This is a genomic window from Exiguobacterium sp. KKT215 (genome assembly GCF_055635335.1).
Genome location: NZ_CM145756.1, coordinates 279,907 through 295,542, shown reverse-complemented (window position 1 = coordinate 295,542; position 15,636 = coordinate 279,907). Strand labels below are relative to the sequence as shown.

At 52.9% G+C, this 15,636-nt stretch carries 16 protein-coding genes and 2 other annotated features; of the genes, 4 read left to right on the top strand and 12 right to left on the bottom strand.

Annotation, left to right across the window (positions count from 1 at the left end; all coding sequences use genetic code 11):
- Window positions 1-7 precede the first annotated feature (7 nt).
- The 4 genes from ACZ2GZ_RS01690 to pta all read right to left on the bottom strand — a co-directional run bounded on the left by ACZ2GZ_RS01690 (window position 8) and on the right by pta (window position 2,293).
- The gene (locus tag ACZ2GZ_RS01690) at window positions 8-196 is read right to left on the bottom strand and encodes a hypothetical protein (RefSeq protein ID WP_408584166.1); all 189 of its coding nucleotides are present in this window, start codon (window positions 194-196) and stop codon (window positions 8-10) included.
- A complete protein-coding gene (locus ACZ2GZ_RS01685; protein ID WP_021066010.1) occupies window positions 172-471 on the bottom strand; it encodes a rhodanese-like domain-containing protein in 300 nt (99 codons plus the stop codon). The genes ACZ2GZ_RS01690 and ACZ2GZ_RS01685 overlap by 25 nt, the downstream gene beginning before the upstream one ends.
- A 36-nt stretch (window positions 472-507) precedes the next feature.
- Window positions 508-1,227, bottom strand: a complete 720-nt coding sequence (locus ACZ2GZ_RS01680) for a DUF2711 family protein (protein WP_470295416.1) — start codon at window positions 1,225-1,227, stop codon at window positions 508-510.
- A 76-nt stretch (window positions 1,228-1,303) separates the two neighbouring features.
- Window positions 1,304-2,293, bottom strand: coding sequence for a phosphate acetyltransferase (pta, locus tag ACZ2GZ_RS01675; RefSeq protein WP_029594589.1), 990 nt, complete (start codon window positions 2,291-2,293; stop codon window positions 1,304-1,306).
- A gap of 338 nt (window positions 2,294-2,631) precedes the next feature.
- Between pta and hemQ the strand changes: the two genes are divergently transcribed.
- Window positions 2,632-3,405, top strand: coding sequence for a hydrogen peroxide-dependent heme synthase (gene hemQ, locus ACZ2GZ_RS01670; protein WP_021066007.1), 774 nt, complete (start codon window positions 2,632-2,634; stop codon window positions 3,403-3,405).
- A 239-nt stretch (window positions 3,406-3,644) separates the two neighbouring features.
- Here hemQ and ACZ2GZ_RS01665 read toward each other — a convergent pair whose 3' ends face one another.
- Window positions 3,645-4,580 carry an ATP-grasp domain-containing protein gene (locus ACZ2GZ_RS01665; protein ID WP_408584168.1) on the bottom strand — a complete coding sequence of 312 codons (936 nt, stop codon included), beginning with the start codon at window positions 4,578-4,580 and terminating at the stop codon, window positions 3,645-3,647.
- 154 nt (window positions 4,581-4,734) lie between these two features.
- Here ACZ2GZ_RS01665 and ACZ2GZ_RS01660 point away from each other — a divergent pair, with 154 nt between their 5' ends.
- Both ACZ2GZ_RS01660 and ACZ2GZ_RS01655 read left to right on the top strand, forming a co-directional pair.
- Entirely contained in the window at window positions 4,735-6,231 is a 1,497-nt protein-coding gene (locus ACZ2GZ_RS01660; RefSeq protein WP_470295598.1) for a potassium/proton antiporter, read from the top strand.
- A 113-nt stretch (window positions 6,232-6,344) separates the two neighbouring features.
- A complete protein-coding gene (locus tag ACZ2GZ_RS01655) occupies window positions 6,345-6,788 on the top strand; it encodes an Hsp20/alpha crystallin family protein (RefSeq protein ID WP_214719152.1) in 444 nt (147 codons plus the stop codon).
- A 26-nt stretch (window positions 6,789-6,814) separates the two neighbouring features.
- Here ACZ2GZ_RS01655 and trpA read toward each other — a convergent pair whose 3' ends face one another.
- Genes trpA through trpD form a run of 5 tightly spaced genes read right to left on the bottom strand, consistent with a single transcriptional unit; the run spans window position 6,815 to window position 11,049 of the window.
- Window positions 6,815-7,591, bottom strand: a complete 777-nt coding sequence (gene trpA, locus ACZ2GZ_RS01650) for a tryptophan synthase subunit alpha (protein WP_470295415.1) — start codon at window positions 7,589-7,591, stop codon at window positions 6,815-6,817.
- Window positions 7,591-8,772: a tryptophan synthase subunit beta gene (gene trpB, locus ACZ2GZ_RS01645; protein ID WP_021066001.1), complete on the bottom strand. Its 1,182-nt coding sequence runs from the start codon at window positions 8,770-8,772 to the stop codon at window positions 7,591-7,593. The genes trpA and trpB overlap by 1 nt, the downstream gene beginning before the upstream one ends.
- Window positions 8,754-9,326, bottom strand: coding sequence for a phosphoribosylanthranilate isomerase (locus ACZ2GZ_RS01640; protein ID WP_470295414.1), 573 nt, complete (start codon window positions 9,324-9,326; stop codon window positions 8,754-8,756). The genes trpB and ACZ2GZ_RS01640 overlap by 19 nt, the downstream gene beginning before the upstream one ends.
- Window positions 9,302-10,063 carry an indole-3-glycerol phosphate synthase TrpC gene (gene trpC, locus ACZ2GZ_RS01635; RefSeq protein ID WP_214716364.1) on the bottom strand — a complete coding sequence of 254 codons (762 nt, stop codon included), beginning with the start codon at window positions 10,061-10,063 and terminating at the stop codon, window positions 9,302-9,304. The genes ACZ2GZ_RS01640 and trpC overlap by 25 nt, the downstream gene beginning before the upstream one ends.
- A complete protein-coding gene (gene trpD, locus ACZ2GZ_RS01630) occupies window positions 10,060-11,049 on the bottom strand; it encodes an anthranilate phosphoribosyltransferase (RefSeq protein WP_214835898.1) in 990 nt (329 codons plus the stop codon). The genes trpC and trpD overlap by 4 nt, the downstream gene beginning before the upstream one ends.
- 56 nt (window positions 11,050-11,105) lie before the next feature.
- Window positions 11,106-11,330 (bottom strand) — a binding site (T-box leader).
- 50 nt (window positions 11,331-11,380) lie between these two features.
- Window positions 11,381-11,610, bottom strand: a binding site (T-box leader).
- 189 nt (window positions 11,611-11,799) lie between these two features.
- Here trpD and ACZ2GZ_RS01625 point away from each other — a divergent pair.
- Window positions 11,800-13,167 carry an amino acid permease gene (locus ACZ2GZ_RS01625; RefSeq protein ID WP_412778522.1) on the top strand — a complete coding sequence of 456 codons (1,368 nt, stop codon included), beginning with the start codon at window positions 11,800-11,802 and terminating at the stop codon, window positions 13,165-13,167.
- Between the two features lie 95 nt (window positions 13,168-13,262).
- On the opposite strand, the gene ACZ2GZ_RS01620 is transcribed toward ACZ2GZ_RS01625, so the two are convergent.
- Both ACZ2GZ_RS01620 and ACZ2GZ_RS01615 read right to left on the bottom strand, forming a co-directional pair.
- Window positions 13,263-14,798 carry a murein hydrolase activator EnvC family protein gene (locus ACZ2GZ_RS01620; RefSeq protein WP_470295413.1) on the bottom strand — a complete coding sequence of 512 codons (1,536 nt, stop codon included), beginning with the start codon at window positions 14,796-14,798 and terminating at the stop codon, window positions 13,263-13,265.
- Window positions 14,799-15,257: 459 nt separating this feature from the next.
- A complete protein-coding gene (locus ACZ2GZ_RS01615) occupies window positions 15,258-15,623 on the bottom strand; it encodes a DUF423 domain-containing protein (protein WP_021065995.1) in 366 nt (121 codons plus the stop codon).
- Window positions 15,624-15,636 lie beyond the last annotated feature (13 nt).

Here is a 15,636-nt window from a genome sequence, read left to right as displayed (position 1 = left end):
TCGTTTTTTATAGACTTTGGACGAGCTGAATCGTCAACATCACGACGATGACGATGAGCCAGACAGCCCAGACGAGCCTCCATTTATCGCCATCGACTCGTTTGACGAACGTATAGACGGTCAAATAGAGTGCGATTAACAGCGGGATGACGACCCATGGATTGTCGAGCATCACGCCTCGATATCGCCGTCCCACGCGAGCATGCCGCCTTCGACGTTGACGACCTTATAGCCTTCCGACTCCAAATAGTCGCATGCCGTCACACTGCGGCCGCCTGAGCGGCAGATGACGTGATAAACGTTATCTTTCGCGAGCTTGTCCGTGACGCCAGGAAATTCAGACAGCGGATAGAGCGGCACGTGCGGGATATGGCCCGCGTCGTACTCGTCTTGTTCGCGCACGTCAATGATATGGAGCGTTTCGCCGTTCTCAAGCTTTTCACGTAATTCAGTTGCATGGATGTTTTGCATGGTAGTTCCCCCTTAATAGTGTTGTCCCCTACTAGTTTACCTCAGTTTTCGATCAAGCAAACTCCAATTGATTGTCGTGTTTTCATCACAATAGAAGCCTTCGAGTTCGCACCGCTCGACCACCTGCTCGACCCAAGCTCGGCTGCCACAAATCAACGTGAAATGGCTATCCCAAGGCGGTACGATGAGCCAATCATGTTGATGTCCGAAGAACGTCCGATGCCGCATCCCCCACGTATCGGAGGTTAGCGTCTCCCGAATGTTGATGAGATGCCGTTCCGTGCAGAACTCGTCTCCGCTCCACATCCACTCTTCTCCCATCCCAAGAAGTGCTCGTAACACCTGATTCTCTAAAAGATTCGACAGCTCCCCTTCGCCTGGTGGAAGTACGTTCTCGCGATTGCAAAATTCGATGATTCGATTCGCACCTTCTTGATCTTCGGCATGCGGTTTCAGCGCCGCAATCATCGTCCGGAGCGCGTGATCGATGCGTTTGATGTCATCGAAATCAAGTCGGCGACACATATCTGCCCATGTGATGGCCCGAAATTGCTGTTCGACCTCGTTTTTATCCAACTCGACATAACGGTCAACCGCGGTCGGGTCGTCTTTCGGGACCAGAAACGGATGAAACACGACGAATACTGTTTCGAACACCCCTTTGTAATACGTTTTGATTGGATAATCATCCCCGCCACCGAAAATGGCGTACCGATGCCCTTCCGGCAATGTGATGATGCCTTCCTCTTCATCCATTTCCTCGCCCCCTTTTCCAATAGTTTACAATGGGCATACAAAAAAAGCATCCTCCGCTCAGGAAGGATGCTGCGACTTACGCTTCGTTGCGCTCGTCGATGGCTTGTGCCGCTGTGATGAGCGTCAATTTATAGACGTCCTCTTCGTTACAGCCACGCGACAAGTCGTTGACCGGCTTGTTGAGACCTTGAAGGATTGGTCCGATCGCTTCGAATCCGCCGAAACGTTGAACCATCTTGTAGCCAATGTTTCCGGCTTCGAGGCTTGGGAAGACGAAGACGTTCGCATTTCCGGCTACTTCAGAGCCTGGTGCTTTCTTCGCAGCCACGCTCGGTACGAACGCCGCATCGAATTGAAGTTCGCCGTCGATTGGAAGGTTTGGCGCCTTCTCTTTGGCGAGACGTGTCGCTTCGATGACTTTTTCTGTCTCTGGCGACTTCGCTGATCCTTTTGTCGAGAAGCTGAGGAGCGCGACTTGCGGCTCGATGCCGAACGTCTTCGCTGTCAACGCTGACAAGTAGGCGTTCTCGGCGAGGTCAGCCGCATCCGGTGCGATGTTGATGGCGCAGTCCGAGAAGACGTACTGCTCGTCGTCACGTACCATGATGAAGACGCCTGACGTCTTTTTGATGCCTGTTTGCATCTTGATGATTTGAAGGGCCGGACGGACCGTATCGGCAGTCGCATGCATCGCACCTGAGACGAGACCTTCTGCTTTTCCTGTGTGGACGAGCATCGTACCGAAGTAGTTCACGTCTGACGACAACAATTCACGTGCCTGTTCCGGTGTCGCTTTACCTTTGCGGCGCTCAACGAACGATTCGACGAGTGTATCGATGTCTTCGTACGTCGCTGGGTCGTATTGCGTCAAACCTGAGATGTCAAAGCCGTGCTTCGAAGCGACCGCTTCGAGTTCAGCTTTTGGTCCGATGACGATCGGTTCAACCATGCCATCATTTTTCAAACGGACAGCGGCACCGAGGACGCGCTCATCAATCCCTTCTGGGAAGACGATGGTCGGGCGAATCGGGCTGACTTTTTGTTTCAACGTGTCAAATAGTTTCATAGTGAATGAACTCCTTTTCGATTAGAAGAAATCGGATTTTTTCTCTCTCGGACGCTCTCGTCCATATGCGAGTTTTATTATACACAGTACGATTTTTAAAATAAACTATTCTGCCCATTTCGTCATAAATCGCTTGAAATCAATCATTATATGAATAGAACAGTTTACCATTTCCGACTGATACAGCCCATTGTGAAGCCGTTTTCAAAAATCTTGCTCCCTATCTCTTTACCCCGCCCGGAGTGTGACTATCCTCACGACGGCGTCAAATTTGCCAGACGGTCAAACGTGTATGGTAAAATAGTCAGCGAAGCCTAGTCTCGAAAGGAGTTTTTTTAATGTCAGAACGTCCAGCACCGACAACCGAAACGCAACACGCAGCCGCCACGTTAGACGGTTGGTATACGCTCCATGATTTCCGCTCCATCGATTGGACTCGTTTAAAAGCAGTCGACCCAACCGCCCGTCAAGAGATGATTGACGAGTTCGTCGCCTTCCTCGGCTCACTCGAAGAGGTCGAGACACGCGGTGAAGGAAGCCATGCCTTTTACTCGATCCTTGGTCAAAAGGCGGACGTCGTCTTGATGGTCCTTCGTCCGACGTTCAAAGAGCTCGAGCAAGTCGAACTCGCTCTTCGGAAGACGAAATTGTACGATTACATGATTCCAAGCTATTCATACGTGTCTGTCATCGAACTCGGCATGTACCGAGGTTCTGGAGACGGTGACCCGTACGAGAACCCTCACATTCGGGCCCGCCTCTATCCGACACTCCCGAAAGCGGCCCACATCTGCTTCTACCCGATGAGCAAGGCTCGTCGCGACGGGGACAACTGGTACACGTTGTCGATGGATGAGCGCAAAGACCTCATGTATCGCCACAGCATGATCGGCCGCAGCTACGCCGGCAAGATTCAACAGTTCATCGGCGGTTCGACCGGTTTTGACGGTTGGGAGTGGGGCGTCACCTTGTTTGCGGAAGACTCGCTCCAATTCAAAAAGATCGTCTATGAGATGCGTTTTGATGAAGTCAGTGCCAAATATGGCGAGTTCGGCGACTTTTATGTCGGGAACATCCTTCCAAAAGAAGAACTCGGCACATTCCTCGGGTAATCGAGGTTTACGCTATCATGCCCTCGGGAATCATTGTTGTAGAAGCAACATAACAATGATCAATGAGGTGAACAACGATGCGCGTGTTCAAGGAATCAGATCGAGACACTGCGAAACGTTTAGATTCGTTCATCGAACGAATGGCACCGACAGCAGAACTAGTCCAACTTCGATTTGAACAACAATTACAACATACACAGCGAAAGGGTCAGGCAAAAGCCTGACCCTTTCTTCTATCTTTATTTCGTTGTGACCGCCAAGGCGTCCCCAAGGAACGTCGCAAGTTCGAGCATACCGTACTGCCCCGCTTTCGCTTCGGCGTCAGAATTATAGTTCGTGTTCGTGTTGACGTCATACGCGTAAACGTTCCCGTCCGCGTCTTCGATGATTTCAATCCCGGCGACCGCAATCTCGTTCTTCTGGAGGAACGTTTCCAACTGTCCGATGATTGGGTCATTGAATCCTTCGACGATTTCAAACTTCGCCGGTGGTGTCTCGCCGACCGGGCAAAACTGGTCTTCAATCGAGCAGGCGTCGGCCGGACAGAGTTCGAAACCGTCTGACGTATCGACACGCACCGCGTAAACGAATTTACCACCGATGAACTCACAGCGTGTGATGTACGGTTTGGGCGCCTCGATATATTGTTGGATGAGCGTAATCCCGTCAATCGATTCCTCGAACGTCGGACCCTCGACGTATGCCTTCAACGCATCGATCGAATGGAACAGTTGAACACCGAGTCCTTTGCCGGCTCGGTTATGTTTCGTGATGAACGGCTTCATCCCGAGCTTCTCGGCCGCCTCGATGATTTGCTTCTTCCCGACGGCTGCCACTGTCTTCGGTACACGAATGCCTTCTCGTTGAAGCGCCGTATACTGATTGACCTTGCTCACTTCGAGCCGAATCGCCCGCGTCCCGTTGAAGACGGTCCGTCCGTTCGCTTCGAGCCATGCGAGCACCCCTTCCGTCAGTTCCGGCGCGTAGCGGTGACCCCGCGTATGCGACGACGCGCTCATCCGGTTGTAAAACACACCTTCCGGCGGTTCGCTCGCCAAGTCGATCGTCCCTTGATCGAGGTGCCACAGTTCATACGGCAATGATAATTCTTCGAGTCGTCGGACGAGATGGTTCGTCCATTCGTTGTTTTCATGGAGCACGTGAATTTTAGTCATGTGAATCCCCCTTTTTGATGCCCCTACTGTACCACATCTATATCCGATTATTCCAATGTGCATAATTATCGATGCGTCATTTCTTAATTCATAACCATTTCATGGTATAATGAACTTAATAATACATGTAAATATCAACGTGAAAAAGGAAGTGATGTGTTTGACCGCACCGATTTTGAGTACTGATATTTTGATTCTATTATTCGGTCTGCTACTTGTCGCCGGCGTGTTGGCCACTCGCGTATCGACGCGTTTCGGCTTACCTGCCCTGATTTTGTTTATGGGCATCGGCATGCTGATGGGCAGCGATATTACCGGGCTGATTTTCTTCGATGACACCAATCTCGCCCAAATGATTGGGGTCGCGGCCCTCGTCGTCATCTTGTTCGAAGGTGGTTTACAGACGAAATGGTCGTCGATCCGGAGCGTGCTCGCCCCGTCCGCTTCACTCGCCACGATTGGCGTGCTGTTGACGACCGGGCTCATCGCTGTGGCCGTTCGTTTCGTATTTGGCTTCGACTGGGTGGAATCTTTCCTATTTGGCGCCATTATCGGCTCTACTGACGCGGCTGCTGTTTTCGCCGCCTTCAAAGGAAAGAATATCTCACCGAAAGTTGGTTCGACACTCGAAGCCGAGTCCGGCACGAATGACCCGATGGCGATGTTCTTGACGATTCTCGCCCTCGACTTCATGTTAAAACCCGACACGACGATTTGGGACGGTATTTGGATGTTCATCCTGCAAATCATTGTCGGCGCGTTCGTCGGTTACATGCTCGGAAACTTGTCCCGACTCATGCTCAACCATTTGCGTCTCGAGTCGAGTGGTCTGCACGCCGTCCTCATGATTTCGATGGCCTTTATGACGTATGGGGTCGCTGCTTACTTTGCCGGTAGCGGACTACTTGCCGTCTATCTCGCCGCGATGATTGTTGGGAATGCGCACACGGCCCATGAAGTGACAATCGTTCAATTCTCTGAGGCTTTGGCCTGGATCATGCAAATCATCATGTTCGTCATCCTCGGTCTGCTTGTCTTCCCGAGACAGTTGCTTGACCCCGAGCTCATCTGGAAAGGGTTATTGATTTCATTCATCCTGATGTTCATCGCCCGGCCGATTGCCGTCTATTTATCGACAATTAAGATGCAGTTTACCCACAAAGAAAAACTGTTTATCTCGTGGGCCGGACTGAAAGGCGCCGTGCCGATTGTCCTCGCTACGTTCCCGCTCATCGCAGGCATCGACAACGCCCAATTGATTTTCAACGCCGTCTTCTTCGTCGTCGTGACGAGTGCCTTGATTCAAGGAACGACATTGACACCGCTCGCGGCGAAACTCGATTTGCTCGGACCGGATAAAATCCGCTCACCATACACGATCGCACTCGTCTCGAGCAAGCAATCGCAACATCAGCTCGTCCCTTACGTGGCGACCGAAGAATCATCAATGATTGGCAAAACGCTCGCCGATATCACCTTGCCACCGAACACGGTCGTGAATGCAATCGTCCGTCAAGACTATCTCATCCCGCCGACGGGCCAGACGAAAATCGAGCCAGGCGACTTGTTATACGTCCTCGCCTCGACGTATCGCCACGACCAACTCGACAGCAAGTTCGGGGAAGACGGGTTAGAACGCGTCGAATTGTGACCCTCTTTTCTTCATCGAACTGTCACGTCAATTACGTTTATCCTTAGCTAAAAATGGAGAGAGTAAAAGTGACAACACTTCTACTCTGTCCGTTTTTTGAAGGGGGAATTTGTATGTTCGATTTGACGCCATTCCGGAAGAACGAGCTCGACCGATTGCGCAAAGATTTGTTCGGCGACGTCTTTGATCGGATGAATCAACTGTTCGATCCGAAAGACGGCGCGACGTCGTTCCTCGACTCGTTCAAACTCGACGTCCGGGACCAGGACGGCCAATACGTCATCGAGGCCGAGATGCCAGGCATCAAAAAAGATAACATTCACATCCGCTACGACAAAGACTATCTCATCCTCTCGGTCGACCAACGTGAAGAGAAAGCAGAAGACAAAGACTACGTCTATCGGGAACGCCGCGTCACATCGATGCAACGTTCACTCTATCTACCGAACGTGAAAGAAGATGCCATCAAAGCGAAACTGTCAGACGGCGTGCTCCACTTGACCGTACCGAAAGCCGATGACGGCTCGAGCACCCGCACCATTGAAATCGAAGAATAAATAAGGATCGTGCCGAGGCACGACCCTTATTTTTTTGCGTTGACCGTCCGCGCCGATGCAATCAACGTGGCCACGTCCTGTTCACGTCCCGCATGGAGCGCCTCGACGATGAAACTACCGACGACGACCCCGTCACAGGCTGATCCGAGCGTCCGGACCTGATCGGTGCGATGGACACCAAAACCGGCGAGCACCGGTACGGGCGAACGTGCCGTCAACGAACGCAAGTGCTCGAGTAAGTCATCCGGGAACACGTCCGTCTTCCCAGTCGTCCCTTTGAGCGTCACCGCATAGACGAATCCTTCCGCCTGATCCAGAATCGTGTCGATGCGGGTCTGACTGCTCGTCAACGTGACGAGCGGTACGACCGCGACTCCGTGACGATCGATGCCAGCGAACAAATCGAGGCTCTCTTCAAACGGCAAATCGGGAATGATGACGCCGCTGACCCCAGACGCTGCCGCCCGCTCGAAGAAACGCTCGACCCCGAACCGGAACACCGGATTCAAGTACGTCATCAAGACGATCGGCACCGAAAAACGACCCGTTCCTTCTATTAAATGGTCCAACACGTCCGTCAACGTCACACCTTGTTCGAGGGCGCGCATTCCAGCCGCCTCGATGATGGGACCGTCTGCCACCGGATCCGAGAATGGAATTCCGAGTTCGATGGCCGTCGCTCCCATCGCTTCTAGCCGTTCAATCGTCGGAATCAAGTGATCGAGTCCGCCGTCCCCGGCCATGATGTACGGGACGAACGCCGTCCCTTCACTCCGCTGTCGAATCGCTTCATCTAATCTCATCATTGAGTCACCCTTTCTCGAATCGTATGAACATCCTTATCCCCGCGACCAGATAGACAGATGACGAGCACGTCGTCCTCGTCCATCGTTTGGGCGAGCGTTTCCGCATAAGCGAGCGCATGCGATGACTCAAGTGCCGGAATAATCCCTTCTTGGCGGCTGAGCGACATGCAGGCTGCGAGTGCGTCCTCGTCCGTGACCGCCGCGTAGCGGACCCGTTCGATATCTTTCAAGAAGCTGTGTTCTGGTCCGACACCCGGATAATCGAGTCCGGCCGAAATCGAGTGGGCTTCCTGGATTTGCCCGGCTGCGTCCTGGAGCACGTACATGAGCGACCCGTGAAGCACCCCGACCTCGCCCTTCGTGAGCGTTGCCGCATGCTTGTCCGTGTCGACACCGCTCCCTGCTGCCTCGACACCGTATAAGGCGACTGTTTCGTCATTCAAGAACGGATAGAACATGCCCATCGCATTGCTACCGCCGCCGACACAGGCAACGACCGCGTCAGGGAGACGACCTGTCTTCTCGAGCACTTGACGACGTGTCTCTGTCCCGATAACGCTTTGGAAATCGCGGACCATCGTCGGGAACGGGTGCGGTCCGAGCACCGACCCCATCACGTAATGCGTGTCATCGACATGTTTGACCCAGTAACGGAGCGCCTCGTTGACGGCATCTTTTAACGTTCGACTCCCCGACTTAACGGGAACGACTTTCGCACCGAGTAACTCCATTCGAAATACGTTCAATTCTTGACGTTCGACGTCGACCTCACCCATGAAAATCGTACATTCGAGATTGAGCAGCGCACATACCGTCGCCGTAGCGACTCCGTGCTGTCCGGCGCCTGTTTCGGCGACGACTTTTTGTTTGCCCATTCGTTTGGCGAGGAGCGCCTGGCCGATCGTGTTGTTGATTTTGTGGGCACCGGTATGGTTCAAATCTTCTCGTTTTAAATAGACATTCGTCCCGAGGCGGCGGCTCATGTTCTCCGCATAATAGAGTGGCGTTTCTCGACCGACGTATTCGCTGAGGAGATCGTTGAAGCGTTCCTGGAATTCAGGGTCTTGTTTCGCTTCCTCGTACGCCACTTCGAGCTCTTCGACTGCTTGCATGAGCGTCTCAGGGATATATTTTCCGCCATATGGTCCAAACTTTCCGTTCACTGGTTGTGTATACATTGTGTTTCCTCCTTGGCGCGTCGGATGAACGCGCGAATCTTATCGTGATCTTTCTGTCCATTCGTCTCCACACCACTTGAGACATCGACGCCGTCCGGTCGCATGGCGCGAATCGCCGCACCGACATTGTCGACGTTCAATCCACCGGCGAGCCAAAACGTCTGCTCCGGCCGTTCGAGCGTCGCCCAATCGAGCGTCTGCCCACTGCCCGGTGTCGGTGCGTCGAGAAGAATGACGTCGGCCTCAGACTGGTAATCCGCTTCGATGATCGGGAGACCGAACTGACGGAACGTTTCAAGCGGCCGCGTCCGGCGATGCAATTGAATGTCGGTCAACCCGCAAGCGACGGCAGCTTCGACCTCTTTGATTGTTGGATCGAGAAATACGCCGACGACTCGGACATCTTCCGGGATGAACCCCCGAAGCCGTTGCGCCGTCGCGATGTCGATTTGGCGCGAACTGTTCGCAAAGACGAATCCGATAGCGTCCGCTCCGGCCTCGATCGCCGTCGCGACACTCGCTTCCGTCGTCAATCCACATATTTTAACGAACATGATGTCAACTCCTCAATCAAGGCTGTCGGGTCGTCCTGTCGCATGAGCGCCTCCCCGACGAGAATCGCTCGGGCCCCGGCCGTCTGTAACCGACGGGCCGCCTCGCCTGTGCTGACGCCGCTCTCGCTGACGAACGCGACATCTGGATACTTCGTCATCAAGTCGACCGACGTGTCGAGCGAGACCTCGAACGTCTTCAAGTTTCGATTGTTGATGCCAATCAACACATCGCCCAGTTCGAGCGCCGTCTGGAGCTCGGCCTCATCATGAACTTCGACAAGCACGTCGAGGCCGATGGACCGCGCATACTGTTTTAAGGTATGAAGCCGGCTCGGATGGAGCGCAGCAACAATCAATAGTGCCGCACTCGCTCCAGCTTCCTTCGCCCGGTCGAGCTGTCGTTCATCGATGATAAAGTCTTTGCAGAGGACTGGGATCTCGACAGCGGCCGCGACATCATGCAAGTCGTTGAACGAACCGTTGAAATAGGTCGTATCCGTCAAAACGGAAATCATTGTCGCCCCTGCCTGTTCATACGTGCGGGCCCGGCTCACGACGTCCACTTCTTCGCGAATCACACCTTTTGACGGGGAGGCCCGCTTAATCTCGGCGATGACATGAAAACCGTCCTTCATTAAAAGCGGTAATGAGATGGCTGTCGTCTGCGTCACCTCGATGTCTTCCATTTGATTGACCTCTTCAATTTTCGTTCCGATGATTTTCGTCAAGTAGCTCATGCGCCAACCTCCGTTCGTTGTAATTGTTTGAGCACGCGGATGGCGTGCCCTTCATCGATGCTTGCCGTTGCCACCGCGACACCTTCACGAAGCGTCTGGACCGTCCCATATGTGCAGAGGGCGAGCGCGGCGTTCAATAAGACGACGTCTCGCGCCGGTCCCTGCTCTCCGTTCAAGACGGCCAGGAGCGTCGCCGCATTCTCAGTTGGTGTCCCGCCTTGCAAGGCCGATAGCGGAGCGCGCATCAATCCGACGTCGCGCGGGTCGACGGTGTAACGGGCCACTTTGTCGCCGTTGAAGAACAAGACGTCATTTCTGCCAGCGAGACTCGCTTCATCCAGCCCGCCTGCCCCATGGACGACCATGCCGCGCTCGACGCCGAGGTGGCGCATCGCCGTCGCCATTTTCTCGATGAGCGATGGATGGTACACGCCGATCAATTGCCGCTTCGGTTTGAGCGGGTTCGTCAACGGGCCGATTTGATTGAAGATGGTCGCCGTTGCGAGTCGTTTCCGGACCGGCATGACATGTTTCATGACCGGATGGATATGTTGGGCGAACAAGAAACTCAAGTTCGTCCGCTCAAGGTCGGCGAGCATCGCCTCATGACTTTGGACGATCGGGATATTCAATGACTCGAGGACGTCGGCACTGCCTGACCGGCTCGACACGCTGCGATTCCCATGTTTGGCGACCGGGATATCTAATCCCGCCAAGACGAATGCGACCGTCGAGCTGATGTTGAACGTGTTCGCCCCGTCACCGCCTGTGCCACAGACGTCGAGCACAGGGAGCGTCGTCTCGGGGAACGTTGCCGCCTCACGAATATAGTCAGCGAGTCCGGCCATCTCCTCAGCCGTCTCACCGCGCGCTTTCATGGCGAGTAACACCTCGGCGATTTGCGCTTCATCGGCTTGGAACAGCTCGGCCGCTGCCAGTTTCATTTCATTCGTCGTCAATGGGTTCGTCAATAGTCGTGTTAACATGTCCGTTCCTCCTCAAGCATTTTGGGTATAAAAAAACTCCATACGACGTCTGTCGTATGGAGGACGGTATGGACCGCGGTGCCACCTCTCGTTGGATCGATTGATCCCACTTTCCGATGCTATCACATCGTATCCCGATAACGGAGGAAACCGTCATGACCTACTTGATTCAGCCATGCTCTCATGAGCCCATTCACGTGATGGCCTCGGCCGGGATCCCACCACCCCCGGCTCTCTGAACGAGACTTGTTCACGCTACTCTTCTCAATCACTGATTTATGATGTGTTGAAACGAAAAAGGGTTACCCGCCCGACTCATAGCTTGCGCTATGAGAAGGACGAGTAACCCCGTGGTGCCACCTTCGTTGGTTCCGTAGAACCCACTTCACGGACAAACATCCGCTTTCCCATGGTAACGGTGGGTGACCCGCTAAAGCCTACTAAAAGTTTCGGTTTAGAGCTCGGAAGTCCATTCGCGACGTCCCGCATACTGATTCACACCAACCATCAGCTCTCTGTCATACGGGGACCGTCGTTACTTCTCTTCGTCGACGCCTTTATTCGTTTCAATTAAGTTAACTCGTACTATACAGGTCGAGAAACCTCCTGTCAAACAAAAGCATGTAAAAAAACTTTGCTTCTATAGGTGCGGCCGAATCGATACCGTCTTTTGCGATTTCGCGAGTTGACACTTGATTTTTTTGTCTGCTATAGTCGTCCCCAACAACACTTCACTCAACTAAAGGAGAATTGACTTTGGAAACTAGCAAATTAAAACGTGAACTGTCCACGCGGCAGTTGACGATGATTTCGCTCGGTAGCGCCATCGGGACGGGCCTCTTCCTCGGAAGCGGGCTCGCTATCCAAACGGCAGGACCGAGTGTGCTCGTCAGTTACGCCATCGGAGCCTTCATCGTCCTGTTATTGATGGGCTGTCTCGCTGAGATGACCGTCGCCCATCCGACCTCGGGCTCGTTCGGCACAATCGCCGAACGCTATGTCCATCCGCTCGCCGGCTTTTTGGTCCGCTACTCGTACTGGGTCGCCAACGTCCTCGCCATCGGCGTCGAAGTGAGCGCAATCGCCATCTATATGCGGTACTGGTTCCCCGACGTGAACGGATTCGTCTGGGTCGCCGTATTCGGCGGATTGCTCATCTACGTCAACGCCCGGCACGTCCATACGTTCGGGACGACCGAATACTGGTTATCGTTCATCAAAGTGACGGCCATCATTCTGTTTATCGTCCTCGGTGCCGCCACGCTGTTCGGTCAACCCGGTTCACCAATCGAATCGATCACGACCGGCGATGAAGGTTTCTTCGCCTTCGGGTTTTACGGGATGTGGGTGACGATTTTCATCTCGCTCTTCAGTTTCCTCGGGACCGAGCTCGTCGCCGTCACGGCCGGCGAAGCGAAAGACCCGGACCGCGCCGTACCGAAAGCGTTGCGCGCGACTGTGTTCCGTCTGACGTTCTTTTATCTCATTACGATTGGGATCATGCTCATGCTCATCCCATGGCAGCAAGCGGGCATCGATCAAAGCCCGTTCGTTCTCGTCATGCAACAATTCGACGTGCCTGGCGCCGCTGGAATTTTGAACTTCGTCATCTTGATCGCCGCCTTGTCGGCGATGAATGCACAGCTCTACGCTTCAACGCGAATGATGTATTCCCTCGCCGAGGCCGGTGATGCTCCGCGCATCTTTAAAAAAGTCAGCGCTAGCGGGATTCCAATGCCCGCCTTGCTCGTCTCAACAGGCGGGATCATTCTCGCGGCGTTGCTTCAAGTGTTCATGGAAACATCGTATCCATTCTTGATGGGCATCTCGATGTTCGGAGCCATCTTCACATGGTTCATGGTATTCGTCTCCCACTTGTTCTTCCGTAAGAAGTGGACAGGACGCAAATTACCGGTCCGCATGATCGGTTACCCGTTCTTGCCGTTACTCGGTGCCGGACTGTTGCTCAGCCTCATGATCACAACATGGTTCACCGACTTCAATATTCTGCTCAAGTTCGGGATTCCATGGTTGGTCGGATTGACCGTCATCTATCTCGTCCGTGAGCGGTTCCGCAAAGCAAAAGATCAATCAGACGACATCGAGCAAGCCAACTGAAACAAGCGCCTGTCCGCAACGGATAGGCGCTTGTTTTTAGTTTTGCTGGAACACAAAGCGAGGACCTGTCACGATTGACGGGTCCTCGTTGAATATCAGAAGAACTGACGTGGGTTGACTGTGCTTCCCGCGCTCGTTCCTGAATATGAATAGCTTCCTTGGTGAATCTCGAAGTGAAGGTGCGGGCCTGAAGAGTTACCCGTGTTGCCGAGTCCACCGATGTTCGACCCTTGCGTCACACGTTGACCGGCGCTTACTGAGACCGAGTTCAAGTGTGCATAGACCGTCGTCCAGACTTGTCCGTTGATGACGTGGGCGATCATGACGTGATTCCCATATGCGCCACCCCAGCCTGCACGGATGACCGTTCCCGTTGCCGAGGCACGGATTGGTGTTCCGACAGGTCCAGCGATATCGACGCCGTTATGGAACGAGTAGCCGAATTGACCGCTTGCCGGTCCCCATCCTTGTGAGAAACGTCCCGTTGTCGGTTGAATGAACATTGCGCCCGATGGTGCCGGTGCCGATGTGGTCGGTGCCGTCGGAGCTGGTTTAGGCGCTGGTGCTGGCGCCGGCTTTGGTGCTGGCGTAGCTGGTTTCGGTGCCGGTGTGCTATTTTGTGTCGTCTGGTTTGAAGATGAAGACGACTGGGTATTATTGTTATTGTTCTGCTGTTTTTGAGCTGCTGCTCGTTCTGCCTCGGCTTTAGCCGCTGCCGCTCTTGCTTCTTCTGCTTGACGGGCTGCTGCTGCTGCTTGCGCCGCTTCTGCTTGGCGAGCTTCTTCAGCTTTACGGGCTGCTTCTTGACGAGCCGCCTCTTCAGCACGACGACGCGCTTCTTCTTCCTCACGACGTTGCGCTTCAATCTCAGCCGCAATCGCTTCTTCTTGCGCGATTAACGTCGCTTCGATTTCTTGAAGGTCGAAGATTTGCGATTCGAATTTGATATTCTTGTCCTCGAGCTCTTTGATGCGAGCTTCGCGCTGTTTCATCTTCTTCTCGAGTTGAGCTTGACGTACTTCTAGCGCTTTTTGTTGCTTCAAGAGCGATGTGCGTTCTTCTTTAAGTGATGCTTGCGCTTCTTGTAACGATTGACGCGTCGCTTCATAGTCTTCAAACAACTCTTGGTCGCTTCGTTGAATCGTTCCGGCCGTGATCATCCGTGTGATCAAGTCCGAGAAGTTTTTCGAACCGAAGATGAACTCAGCCCAATTGATTGAGCCGCCGCCATTCGTTTGCATCGTGGCCATACGCTCTTTCATCATTGCTTCTTGAGCCTTCATCTTCTTCTCATAGCCTTTAATGTCAGCTTCGAGGTCTTCAATTTTCAACTCAGTACGCTTGATTTCTTGGCGTTTCGCTGCGACATCATTGATGATGTCTTGAAGCTGGGCATCCATCTTGTTGACTTCAGCTTGAACTTTCGAGATTTCATTTTTATTTTGCTTAATTTTCGAAGACGTATTCGATTGGTTCTGTTTGACGTTATTCCGTTGCTCTTGCACTTTCTTCTGCTGTTCTTGTTTCTCCTTGATTGACGTCGAGGCATCAGCCACCGAGTGCGTCCCAAGAAGAAGCGCGCTAAGCGTGAGTGTCGAGACGGTGCGTTTCCAATTGATCAATGGGGACATCCTTTCTATTGACGGGGTTAGGGTTCACGTACTATTTAAAGGTCAGTCGTTTTGCTATGTAACAAAAACGATTAATTTTTTAGTTTCAACACGACTAATTATATCGAAGTGTCGAATGTTTTCCTGTTAAAGTTATATTTCACTTTTATTACGACGAAGGGGTGGGAAACCTTATACGGCTCCCCACCCCTTTATATTTCAACATTTTTTCACTTTTCTTTTCTCGAAACATAGTTGTAATAATAGATGAAAATAGGAAATTATTGACCTTATATTAAAAAAGTATAATCCAGGTATTTTTCTAAGTCTAACCATTTCCAAAAAACGTAAAAAGGGCCTGTTTAGTCTCTCGCTCCAGGCGAAAAAGGCTAAACGGGCCAATTGTTCGTTGGTGTGGAGACAAGGGGTCTCACACTCCGAATGATACATGATGACTGTTAATCAGGCGTTAACGTTTGATTACAGTTTGAGCGCGCCAATGATGACGAACACCCAGGCCGCGATAAACAAGACGCCGCCAATCGGTGTGACCGCTCCGAGCTTCGTGATTCCGGTCAGCGCCATCACGTAAAGGCTCCCCGAGAAGAAGATGATTCCGGCGAACATGAGCCAGCCTGCCGTGCTGAACTGGCTGATGCTGACTTTCATCAAGACGCTCGCCAAGGCGATAATCCCGATGGCATGAATCATATGGTAGAGCACGCCTGTCTGCCAGTTCGCGAGCATGTTCGGTGTCAGACGTTCTTTCAAGGCGTGGGCCCCGAACGCACCGAACGCGACGCCGAGTGCCATCAAGGCAGCGCCGATGATCAGCAATACTTTCATACTAGTTTCCCCC